The following is an 11,812-nucleotide window of genomic DNA, read 5'->3' as shown; positions in this document are numbered from 1 at the left end:
CTCCTACCGAACCAATACAGCCCGATCCTGCTGATCCGGCCAAACCTGCTCCTACTGAGCCAGTAAAACCTATCAGCCCTAAACCACAGAAAGAAGTTCCAATTTATGCTGAACCGGTGTCTGGCTATGTACAGATGCCTACAGCAAATATGGAACTGGGCTTTACTACCATCGGCACCTTGCATGAACGGCGCAGTGAGAATCAGACCAATAATATTAATAGCGCCAATAATACTGCTTTTAGCGATACTCAGCAGCAAACCTGGGGCAGAGTGGTAGTGGAACATCTGGATAAGAATGGCAAAAAACGTCTGGATACAGGTGGCAGTCAATCTGTTCTACAAATTGGACATGATTTTATTCTGGATAACAACGCTAAAACCGGAGCACGCCGGCATATTGGTGGTTATGTATCCTATGGGCACAATGAAAACGATTTCCGCGACCAGTATCGTGCCGAGAATGGCTATATCGTTGATGATCATTACACCGGTAAAGGCCGCACTGATGCAGTAAGTATTGGTGGTTATGGCACATTCTATGGCAATAATGGTGGTTATGTAGATCTGGTTAGTCAGGTCACTTATTTACGCAATAAATACAATGCCCGTTCCAATGAATCTGTACATCAGAATGGCTGGGGCGCAGCATTATCAGCTGAAGCCGGAAAATCTTTCATAGTCTATGGAAATAACTGGTTTGTTGAACCACAGGCTCAGTTGGTATACCAGTATCTGTCTCTGGATGATTTCAATGACAGATACCGTCATATCGACCAGCATAATCCATCTGCCCTGCGTGGCCGTATAGGTATGCGCTTTGGTTACAATGGCGATACAACTGATAATTTACCACCTTCATCATTTTATGGTATTGCCAATATCTGGCATGATTTTGTCAATCCGAAATCAGTTGATATCGGCCGCGATACACTGAAAGAAGAATATGCCAAAACTTGGGGTGAAATTGGTGCAGGTATCCAGTGGTCGATAACCCGTCAAAGCGATTTCTATGGCGATGTGCGTTATGAGAAAAACTTTGGCAGCGATAAACGTAAGGGTTTCAAAGGCACGCTGGGTTACAAATACACTTGGTTATAAATCATATCCCTAGCAGTGGCTGGTGATAAAGCTACTGCTGTGTCTCCTAACAAGGCAAAACCATTACACGGTTTTGCCTTGTTTTTTTATGGCCACAGCCGGAGGTTATTTTTAGAAAGCGGGCTTAAACGTTCATACAGTTAAATAAGCATATACAGGCAATCATCCTGATTAAGCTGTACTGCTATTCTTTGCAATGAAAAGCCCCGCAAAACCAAAACATGCGGGGCTGGCTGGGCAGACAATATAATTAAGCTGTACGGCTACGAATCAGATAATCAAAAGCACTTAATGCAGCCTTAGCACCCTCACCTGCGGCAATAATAATCTGCTTATAGGGTACATTGGTGCAGTCACCGGCAGCAAATACACCCGGCACATTGGTTTTACCATGTGCATCAATCACAATTTCATGCATCGGTTCAGTTAACTCAACTGTACCCTGCAAAAAACCGGTATTGGGTAACAGACCAATCTGTACAAATATTCCTTCCAGTGCCAGATGCTGTTGAGTATTGCTCAGCCGGTCAACATAGTTCAGACCACTGACTTTGCCAGCAGCACCGGTTACCTCAGTAGTCTGAGCGTTACGAATAACCTTTACATTAGACAGGCTATTGAGCTTGTGCTGCAATACCTCATCTGCACGCAATTTATCAGAAAATTCCAGCAAGGTGACACTTTTAACGATACCGGCCAGATCAATAGCAGCCTCCACGCCGGAATTGCCACCGCCAATCACAGCCACGTCTTTGCCTTTGAACAAAGGACCATCACAATGCGGGCAATAAGTCACCCCCTTAGTACGATATTCCTGTTCGCCGGGGACATTCATAGAACGCCAGCGCGCACCGGTAGACAGAATCACGGTACGTGATTTCAGAACAGCACCGCTTTCCGTATGCACCTCAATTAATCCACCTTCGCTGCTAGCCGGAATCAGCGCGCTGACTTTTTGCAGATTCATAATATCTACATCATAGCTGCGTACATGGTTTTCCAGATCCTGAGCAAAACGCGGGCCATCGGTACGCAAAACCGAAACGTAATTTTCAATATCCAGTGTATCCAGTACCTGCCCGCCAAATCGTTCGGCCACAATTCCGGTACGGATTCCTTTACGCGCGGCATACACCGCTGCTGCCGCACCGGCAGGGCCTCCGCCAACAATCAGTACATCAAAGGGCTGTTTTGCATTCAGCGCTTCAACTGCCCTGTCAGCTGCATTGCTGTCCAGTTTGGCCACAATTTCCGCCAGCTCCATCCGCCCCTGCCCAAAAGGCTCGCCATTCAGAAATACTGCCGGTACACCCATAATCTGCTTTGCCTCAATTTCATCCTGAAATAAAGCACCATCAATAGCTGTATGGCTGATATTCGGATTGAGAATGGTCATTAGATTCAGTGCCTGAATCACATCCGGACAATTATGACAAGTAATAGAATAATACGTTTCAAAATGAAAACTACCTTGCAGATTTTTTATTTGTTGCTGCAAAGATTCAGCTTCTTTGGATGGATGACCACCTGCCTGTAATAAAGCCAGCACCAGCGAACTGAATTCATGTCCCGTTGGATTACCGGCAAAAACCAGACCAGTATGCGTACCGGGATTGGTAATTTCAAAAGAAGGTGTACGCTCAGACTTACCATCAGTACGCAGGCTAATTTTATCACTCAGTGCCTGTACTTCCTTTAACAGTGCCAGCATATCGCGGGCACCAGCACTATCGTTTAACGTAGCAATAATTTCAACCGGTCTGGTTACATATTCCAAATAAGCTTTTAATTGGCTTTTCAGGGTATCGTCCAACATTTACAACTCCTTAACATTGATATTAACAATCGATTTTCGATTTTTGATAGCCTGTAGATTTGTTTGTTAAAAAAGCCCGAATACCGCAGCCGGTATTCGGGCTGAATGGCTGTTAACTAACAGCAAAGATATCGATGTGTGTGTTTAAGTGTTATTAGATTTTACCAACTAATTCAAGAGAAGGCGCCAGAGTTTTGTCTCCTTCTTTCCATTTAGCTGGGCAAACTTCACCCGGATGAGAGGCAACGTATTGTGCAGCTTTAACTTTACGCACCAGATCAGCAGCTTCACGGCCAATACCTTCAGCGGTAACTTCTACACTCTGAATGATGCCTTGCGGGTCAACCAGAAAAGTAGCGCGGTCAGCAGAACCCTCTCCTTCACGCAGCACACCAAAATTGGTAGCCAGTGTGGCGTTGCGGTCACCCAGCATAAAGTATTTGATTTTAGCAATCGTTTCTGATGCATCGTGCCAAGCTTTATGAGTGAAATGAGTATCTGTAGATACAGAGTAAACTTCCACACCCATTTTTTGCAATTCTTCATAGTGATCAGCCAGATCACCTAATTCTGTCGGGCAAACAAAAGTAAAGTCAGCTGGGTAGAAAAAGAATACAGACCATTTACCCTTAACATCTGCATCGCTGATGTCTACAAATTTACCATTGTGAAAAGCAGTGGTGTTGAATGGTTTGATTTCGGTATTAACGTTAGCAACCATGAAGTATCTCCTTGAGTGAAACAGCATTGAATTAAGTAATGCACGTATAGTACACAAATTCACGTCATAAATATAATCAAATGATTTTATATAAGCGATAGTTTTTATTTTTCATAATAAACAATATGTTAAAATTTTGCTTTTAAAAATAACTCATATATTTATAAAAAAGTCGCCGGATAGCCACCTATTAACAGCAACAATATCTTTCAATAACCATGACCACATTGCAAAATATCATCACAGAGCAAACTAATCTCCCATTTTTAGCTCGCAAGCCATATTTGCTTAAACAGTTTATCCAGCTTAAGATGCAGATATTAATACAAAACTGCTAACGCAATTGTTTTTATAGATACTGATGATCTAAATAAGCTGAGATTTTTTGCCGTTTATCCATTCCAGCCAGATACCACCACTGAGGCATTTGCAGGAAAGGCCGCCGATGAAAACCCATATTCTGCAATTGATGATTTTTCTTATTGTATTACTGTGGTCGGCCTACCGCCCACATGACTATCCAACTTGGTGTCTGGAAGTATTGCCTGCAATAGCAGGCGTGGCAATACTTGTATCTACCTATTCACGTTTCCGTTTCAGTAAACTGGTGTATTGGGTAGTACTGATTCATGCAATCATACTGCTGATTGGCGGACATTATACCTATGCAGAAGAACCGGTATTTAATTATCTGCGCAACGTGTTTAATTGGTCACGCAATAACTACGACAAGCTTGGCCACTTTTTTCAAGGCTTCTCGCCTGCCCTGATTGCCAGCGAATTACTCTGGCGTTTACAGATTGTACGCCGGCGCTGCTGGGTGTTTTTTTTAAGCGGCTGTATCTGTATGACCATTAGTGCCATTTATGAACTGTTTGAATGGCTGGTAGCCGAAATCAGCAATCAGCAGGCAATAACTTTTCTTGGCACACAGGGTGATGTTTGGGATACACAGCAAGACATGCTGTGGTGTCTGATTGGCTGTAGCGTTATGCTAACTTACCTGTACTGTAGCAAACAGCATTTACCACAATCAGCCACAGCAAAACACGGGCACCAGAACAAATAGCCGTAGTGATTATCCGCAGCCGGCTCAGCCAATTTAACAGATTAATTCTGCATAAGCAGAATCCATAAAAGCTGCCTGATACATTTGCCATTCAGATTGAAACCGATGCTGATTTTTCCAGCTTATGCTTTATTTCTTTGATATCTTCGTCAAATATCATAATCACCCCCAGATAGGCCATGCCAAACATCATGGCAGTAATAAATGAGCTGGCAATCGCCATTACATTCATCCATACCAGTCCTAGGGCAAACACCAGACAACATAAAGCAAAAATAACATTAAAATAAAATTTCACTCTTTTAAATTTCTGTTCTTTTTGAGTTAGCTGCCTGCTTAATTCATTATCAGCAGTTGCAGATTCAGCAGTTTGCTTCATACGTTCAAACTCCGGCAAATATAGGGATTATAAAGCGTATTGTCATTAATAATTATCCAGCAACACTATTTTAACCGATATTGTCACACAGAATGAAACACTATTTTGAATAAAAATGCGCTTAAAATAGTTGTTTAACGACTTCAATAGCACTAAACCTGCTTTATAGCAGAACAAAGCCACCGATATTAATTTGATATTAAAACACATGCAGAAAAATTCTATGCTTAAGCATACAAAGCTTAATACCAAAATGATACGCAGGCATAATCTGGCTTAAGCCGTGTCGCTCATCAGCCGGACAATTGGAATCAAAAGTCATTAACTGATCTCCATACTTAATACACAGGGATCAGCCGTAAACATAAAATATAAAAAGAGCTGAAATCAGCACATTTCAGCTCTTATCATGACAATAAAATTTTTCCGTCCTCAGGAGTAAGGTTTAATTGAAAACAATCAGCTATTTGATAATTTTCAGCCCTTTTTTAGCGCCTGATTGAACACTATCTGCTGCCGGTTTAGGCTCAGCGGCAGTTTCAGCTTCTGCTGCCTCTCCATCCTCGGTTGCCGGCACATCATCATCACCAGTAAACGGTTCTACTTCAAAACCCATGCCCTCACCCGTTTCACGGGCAAAAAGGCTGATTACATGGCCAACCGGAATCCAGATATCATGGGATACACCATTAAAACGGGCAGCAAAGCTAACCCATTCATTATCAATATTCAGATTATGCGCGGCTACAGCACCAATATTGAGCACAATCTCATTGTCACGGACATATTGACGGGGCACGCAGGTTTTATCGTTTACCCACGCAACAATGTGTGGCGTATAACCACTGTCCAGCGCCCATTCATATAATGCACGCAAAATATACGGTTTGGTACTTAGCTTACTCATTGCCTTTTCCCCTTATCAACATTATTTAGCGACGCATAGCCTTTTCAGCCGGCGTTAATGCACTAATAAACGCCTCACGCTGGAAAATGCGCTCAGCATATTTCAGCAAAGGTGCAGCCGATTTCGGCAGCTTGATATCATAGTGATCCAAACGCCATAATAACGGAGCCAGCGCCACATCAATCATAGAAAAATCATCACCAATGATATACTTGTTTTTGGTGAATGCCGGTGCCAGCATAGTCAGACCCTGAGTAATCGCCTCACGAGCCTTATTCATTTCCTTGTTACTAGATTCAGGATTTTCCAGTACCAGTACATGACTGAATAATTCTTTTTCCAGACGATACAGTACCAGACGGCCACGACCGCGCATAATCGGATCAGCCGGCATCAGCTGCGGATGCGGAAAACGCTCATCAATATATTCATTAATAATATTGGATTCATACAAAATCAGATCGCGCTCTACCAGTACCGGCACCTGATTATATGGGTTCATTACAGCGAGATCTTCCGGCTTATTGTAAACGTCTACATCTTTGATTTCAAAATCCATGCCCTTTTCATACAGGACAAAGCTGCAACGCTGACTAAACGGGCAAGTCATACCCGCGTATAATGTCATCATAATTAATTTCCCAAGATTACTGCATAATATCAATACAGTGTGGTGTCTAAATCATCTAATTATAGACAAATGACTCTAATTTTACCAGAAAAATAGCTTAAACTTATGTTTATTAAAAATTTTTTCTGATAATTATAATAAATTATCCCCACTATTACAGTTTAAACCGGATTGGGTTCATCAAAAAACTGCTGGCTGATGCCAAATTGCTCGGCTACAGCAGCAGCAAGAGCCTGTATGCCATATCGTTCTGTAGCATGATGCCCCGCAGCAATAAACACCACCCCGCATTCCTGTGCCAGATGATATTGTGGTTCTGAGACTTCTCCGGTAACAAACGCATCAACACCAGCATCGATGGCAAGCTGGAAAAAACTCTGACCGCCACCAGTACACCAAGCCAGCTTGCGTACTGACTGCTGCACATCTGCACACAAAAGTACCGGCCTGCGGCTAAGACTAAGCTCCAGTTGTCCCGCCAGCTCAAGCGCAGATTGCGGGTGCACCAGTGAACCATACTGCACCAGATTCTGTTCCCCGCCACAACCATCAACCTGCCAGCCCAAACGCCGTGCCAGCTGCACATTATTGCCCCATTGCTGATGCGCATCCAGTGGTAAATGGTAGCCAACCAGATTAATATCATGACATAATAATGTCTGGATACGGCGTTTTTTCCAGCCGGTTATTGCTGCTGCTTCATTTTTCCAGAACATGCCATGATGCACCAGCAACATATCTGCCTGCTGCTCAACGGCAAAATCAATAGCTGCCTGACTGGCGCTTACAGCGCAGACAATACTATTGACTTCATCTGTGCCTTCCACCTGCAATCCATTCGGACTGAAATCTCGAAACTGAGCTACCGCGAGCTGCTGAGCACACCAGTCTAGAATTTCTTTTCTTTTGGCCATTATTTTCCTTTAATCATGTTCGATTCAGATTAACTATACCCATTATATTTTGCTGATAATAACATTAGCCTGATTCAAACCGGCATATTTTATATCCGGGCTTTTTATATAGTCTGCTATTACCATCCAGTCCATCCCTTTCTTGGTCAAATTGACATTTATGCAGCTACAGAGACATCATTAAATATTGCCTGTCCTGTTTACACCTGATAATTTTGGCAGGAGAAAGATAAACCGCCAGAACATAACTATTTCTGCCAATGCTTAAATTAGCATGTATCAATACCATAAAATCCGGCACCATCTTCCGGAAATTGTATAAAGCCTTATTCAGATAAAGACTGTATTCCGGATTATTTTCATCAATAGCGTAAGGTAACTGATTAACAGCCACAACTTATATTGCTTCAATATGATAGTGTATTCACTTGCAATATTATGGCAAATCTTGGGCAAATTTATTCAGAAAATAGCTATTGAACCGTCACATTCGATAATAAATTTCAAACAATCAACTTTTTGTTATCATTTATTCAATAAATCTGAGGCTCAGCATAGTGAAGAATAAGCACGATATCAGGCATAATTGTTATTCATTCAAATCACTAGGCGCAAGAGAATCCATTTAATCTATTCAGAGTCAGCTAATGTGACAATATATTATTCTTGACTCACTTTCTCAAATTTAAATAGTTGGGTTCGCTGCTCAAGGAAACTGAGTAAATCAGGCATTCGATATTTTCCAGCCACTGAATTAATGTTTGCCGCTGCATTTTCTAAATGGATGCCGATTGCGGAAATATATAATAGATGCTTGCTTTGGTCACAAATGATTTCTATCAGATACGGCTTATTTCCGCTAAATTCTTTTTTAGCCACACCAATAATGGGGATGGTTTTATCTAAGGCATGATAAAGATAACCACCTAAGCCGATTTTACCGTCTGCCAGATGAACATATCCGTCAATAACAATGGTTGAAGTGGTTGATAAATCGATTTTATCTAATAGTGCCATGATGCAAGGTAATTCTCGCCGGTAGAACTGACCAGACTGGTAAGGTGCAATATTATTTTGATAATCGGTAATCACAGTATCGCTGTTTGATTTTGTATCAGTCCCGTGCCGAAATAAAATCCCTACGGTTTTTGCCTGATTTTCTATATCGTAACCGTCTATTGCCAATATTATTTTTGTTATTTACGTTTTATTTAATTAATCATTAGTATTCAGCGGAAAATTTTATAATAACCAATTAAATATTAAAGTATTTTGGTGCAAAAAGCTTATCAGCTCAAACCGTCATCAGACCAGAATAGTGGTATCCAAATTGGCAGCGGAATTTTATTTTAGCGGATACCAGTGGCTATTTGTTCTAAACAAAGAAAATTGATAGCCACCATAATACAGATTTTTTGGTTCAAACTGCATGATGATTTCTGAGGTGAACGATATGCTGGTATTTACTCAGTTCATTCCCAACTCAGCGTAAGCGCGGAGTTAATTAAACAATGGCTGAATCCACTGCCCTTTACTTTTGAATATATTTAATCAGCTAATGGTTATTAATAGCAGGAAATACAATAACATCAGTTTATTCGGGCGTGCGCTCAGTATCCAATAAAGCGGCAATTTATCATACCTGCTACAGACAAGCACTAAAGCAGGATGGAAGTATTGCAGTGGGCTTTCAGCAATGAGCATCTATTCTGTTAAATATTTACGCATCAGTAAGCAGTTAACTGTAACCTCATTATTCAGTGGCAGAGCACATTCACCCAGCGAAGTGTAGCCATTGATTTCATAAAATTTAACCGAATTCAGCGACGCATACAATTTCAGCATACCCAAACCTGCACGGCTGGCAACATTTTCAGCGCGCTGCAAGAGTGCGGTTCCTAATCCCTGATTATGCACAAAGGGATGAATATATAGCGCGTCCAGTTGGGCTTCTACCAGATCCATCTGAAAAAAACCCTGAATATGCCCTTTATAGTCAACCACCCACAAAGCTTTATTTGCATCTGCCATCGTATGCAGATAGCTATCGATATTCAATAATGATAACCATGCCTTCAATACTGTTTCATCATATTTGCGCGCACAGGTATATTGCACCGCATAGCGATGAGCATTATAAATATCGTCACAGTCATCCGGCCGCGCCGGACGCAAATAAGTAATAATACTCATATTATTTTCATCCAATACAGCAGATTTAACCAAAATTGAATACAGATTTTATATCACCCATACATAACTAAGCAAAACTACATCTTTCAATCAATACCCGCTAGTGCTAGCATATACCAATCCATCACATAAGGATACGATACAACATCATGAATATAAAAACCATTTATCTTGCCGGCGGCTGTTTCTGGGGTATGGAAGGTTATTTTAAACGCTTAAATGGCGTACTGGCCACTCAGACCGGTTATGCTAACGGGCATACCGAAAATCCCAGCTATGAAGAAGTTTGCAAACAAAATACCGGCCACGCCGAAACTATTAAGGTCGAATACGATGCTGATGTTTTATCCTTAACCAACATACTGCGTCACTTTTTCCGTATTGTAGATCCCACCACTCTAAATCGTCAGGCTCATGATATTGGTACTCAATACCGCAGCGGTATTTACTATACCGATACGGCTGACCGAGATATTATTCAGGCAGCAATCAAAGCCGAACAGGGGCGTTATCAAGCGCCTATCGTAGTAGAAAATCTGCCTTTACAACAGTTTTTTCCGGCAGAAGAATATCATCAGGACTATCTGGAAAAAAACCCTCAGGGCTATTGCCATATCGATTTGCAAAAAGCACGCGAACCCTTGCCGGATCTTCCCAAAACGGCAACTTCTGCTCCAGCCTATGATGCCAAAACCTTTCATAAACCCGATGCAGCAACTTTACATCAGCAGCTAGGTGAAGAAGCGTATCAGATTACGCAGAATGCCGGCACCGAGCGCCCGTATAGTCATCCGTACGATGAGTTGTTTGTTCCCGGTATTTATGTAGATATCGTCAGTGGCGAACCACTCTTCAGCTCACGGGACAAATTCAATTCCGGCTGTGGCTGGCCGGCGTTCAGCCAGCCGATACAATCTGAAGTCATCAGTGAACATCAGGATAACAGCCTTGGTATGCAGCGTACTGAAGTACGCAGCCAGCAAGCAGATTCACATTTAGGGCATGTATTTAACGATGGCCCACAGGAACGTGGCGGTTTACGTTATTGTATCAACGGCGCCAGTCTGCGGTTTATTCCTTATGATGAAATGGATGCGGCAGGTTATGCTGCATATAAGGATATGGTCAAATAATCCTGTATTCAGCCTCGGGCAGTATGTACAAATGAAACAGTCGTGCTGCCTGAAATTGAAGCGCATCCAAATCAGCTAATTTGGAATAAATCATAAATAACCACCGGATATCTGCGTAAAACGAAATTTATATTACACTTGAATCCCAGATACGGGCATCAGTTAGTAATAAAAATCACTTTAATGCTTTCAAACAGGTATCATGTAAACTAATCAGATCATAACCTGTCAGGAACACCACGTCATGCCCTGGAATTTTCCGATATTGCTCACATGGTTGCGTATCCTCATCATTCCAATATTTACTTTATTGTTTTACTTGCCTACAGACTGGATCAGTAATCGCCAGATTATTAACTGGCTGGCCGCTGGCTTTTTTGCCGCAGCCGCAATAACTGATTGGTTCGATGGCTATCTGGCTCGTCGCTGGAAACAGACATCCAATTTCGGGGCTTTTCTCGACCCGGTTGCAGACAAGTTGATGGTAGCTGTGGCACTGATATTATTGGTAGCCACCGGCCGCACCTATGCCATATTTGCCATGATTATCATTGGCCGTGAGATCACCATTTCTGCTTTACGCGAATGGATGGCTCAGCTAGGCAAACGCAATAGTGTTGCCGTAGCTAAACTGGGCAAACTAAAAACCGCAGCACAGATGGCCGCTATTTTTCTTTTATTACTGGCATCATCACCACTGGCTGAACCTAATCTGCTTTGGAAGCTGGGCAATATTCTTATGCTTATTGCCTGTATTCTGACTATCTGGTCAATGCTGTATTATTTGAAGATGGCAACTAAGGAATTTAAATCCTAAAAAAATCATAGCGAAAGCAAAAAAATACCTGTTCAGGCCTACTAATAACCTTGACACAATTTTTTTCATCGATATAATATCGCTTCTTCATTCAGTACGAATGGAAAGCGCGGGAATAGCTCAGTTGGTAGA

Annotated in this window: 11 protein-coding genes, 1 tRNA gene and 1 pseudogene (1 of these 13 running past the window's edge); 5 read left to right on the top strand and 8 right to left on the bottom strand. The window is 41.9% G+C overall.

Annotated features, from left to right (window positions below):
- Positions 1 to 1,100 (top strand): autotransporter family protein (locus J6578_RS08065; protein ID WP_287954319.1); only part of this gene is annotated, 1,100 nt, incomplete at its 5' end.
- A 250-nt stretch (positions 1,101 to 1,350) separates the two neighbouring features.
- Here J6578_RS08065 and ahpF read toward each other — a convergent pair.
- Both ahpF and ahpC read right to left on the bottom strand, forming a co-directional pair.
- A complete protein-coding gene (gene ahpF / locus J6578_RS08060) occupies positions 1,351 to 2,916 on the bottom strand; it encodes an alkyl hydroperoxide reductase subunit F (protein ID WP_239364541.1) in 1,566 nt (521 codons plus the stop codon).
- 154 nt (positions 2,917 to 3,070) lie between these two features.
- Positions 3,071 to 3,637 (bottom strand): alkyl hydroperoxide reductase subunit C, encoded by a 567-nt coding sequence (gene ahpC, locus J6578_RS08055; RefSeq protein WP_037405143.1) that lies wholly within the window; start codon positions 3,635 to 3,637, stop codon positions 3,071 to 3,073.
- A gap of 445 nt (positions 3,638 to 4,082) precedes the next feature.
- On the opposite strand from ahpC, the gene J6578_RS08050 reads away from it, so the two are divergent.
- Positions 4,083 to 4,706: a DUF2238 domain-containing protein gene (locus tag J6578_RS08050; protein WP_287954318.1), complete on the top strand. Its 624-nt coding sequence runs from the start codon at positions 4,083 to 4,085 to the stop codon at positions 4,704 to 4,706.
- Between the two features lie 91 nt (positions 4,707 to 4,797).
- Here J6578_RS08050 and J6578_RS08045 read toward each other — a convergent pair whose 3' ends face one another.
- From J6578_RS08045 to J6578_RS08020, 6 genes are all read right to left on the bottom strand, one after another.
- Entirely contained in the window at positions 4,798 to 5,085 is a 288-nt protein-coding gene (locus tag J6578_RS08045; RefSeq protein ID WP_093091491.1) for a hypothetical protein, read from the bottom strand.
- A 463-nt stretch (positions 5,086 to 5,548) separates the two neighbouring features.
- On the bottom strand, positions 5,549 to 5,992 hold the full coding sequence (locus J6578_RS08040; RefSeq protein WP_093091489.1) for a ClpXP protease specificity-enhancing factor: 444 nt from the start codon (positions 5,990 to 5,992) through the stop codon (positions 5,549 to 5,551).
- A 25-nt stretch (positions 5,993 to 6,017) separates the two neighbouring features.
- Entirely contained in the window at positions 6,018 to 6,623 is a 606-nt protein-coding gene (locus tag J6578_RS08035) for a glutathione S-transferase N-terminal domain-containing protein (protein WP_093091487.1), read from the bottom strand.
- A 161-nt stretch (positions 6,624 to 6,784) separates the two neighbouring features.
- Positions 6,785 to 7,537, bottom strand: coding sequence for a Nif3-like dinuclear metal center hexameric protein (locus J6578_RS08030; protein ID WP_287954317.1), 753 nt, complete (start codon positions 7,535 to 7,537; stop codon positions 6,785 to 6,787).
- Between the two features lie 660 nt (positions 7,538 to 8,197).
- On the bottom strand, positions 8,198 to 8,722 hold the full coding sequence (locus J6578_RS08025) for an endonuclease V (protein WP_287954316.1): 525 nt from the start codon (positions 8,720 to 8,722) through the stop codon (positions 8,198 to 8,200).
- A gap of 519 nt (positions 8,723 to 9,241) precedes the next feature.
- The gene (locus tag J6578_RS08020) at positions 9,242 to 9,730 is read right to left on the bottom strand and encodes a GNAT family N-acetyltransferase (RefSeq protein WP_100150619.1); all 489 of its coding nucleotides are present in this window, start codon (positions 9,728 to 9,730) and stop codon (positions 9,242 to 9,244) included.
- Between the two features lie 146 nt (positions 9,731 to 9,876).
- Between J6578_RS08020 and msrAB the strand changes: the two are divergent.
- From msrAB to J6578_RS08005, 3 genes and pseudogenes are all read left to right on the top strand, one after another.
- A pseudogene (gene msrAB, locus J6578_RS08015) lies at positions 9,877 to 10,863 on the top strand (bifunctional peptide-methionine (S)-S-oxide reductase MsrA/peptide-methionine (R)-S-oxide reductase MsrB); the annotation flags it as partial.
- 244 nt (positions 10,864 to 11,107) lie between these two features.
- Entirely contained in the window at positions 11,108 to 11,680 is a 573-nt protein-coding gene (pgsA, locus tag J6578_RS08010; protein ID WP_100150621.1) for a CDP-diacylglycerol--glycerol-3-phosphate 3-phosphatidyltransferase, read from the top strand.
- A gap of 109 nt (positions 11,681 to 11,789) precedes the next feature.
- Positions 11,790 to 11,812, top strand: a tRNA-Gly gene (locus tag J6578_RS08005); it runs 153 nt beyond the window's last position.

Source organism: Snodgrassella sp., from assembly GCF_024103505.1.
In the GTDB taxonomy this organism is placed as follows: domain Bacteria; phylum Pseudomonadota; class Gammaproteobacteria; order Burkholderiales; family Neisseriaceae; genus Snodgrassella; species Snodgrassella communis.
The sequence above is the reverse complement of the archived record's forward strand: the minus strand, read 5'-3'. Positions and strand labels throughout refer to the sequence as shown.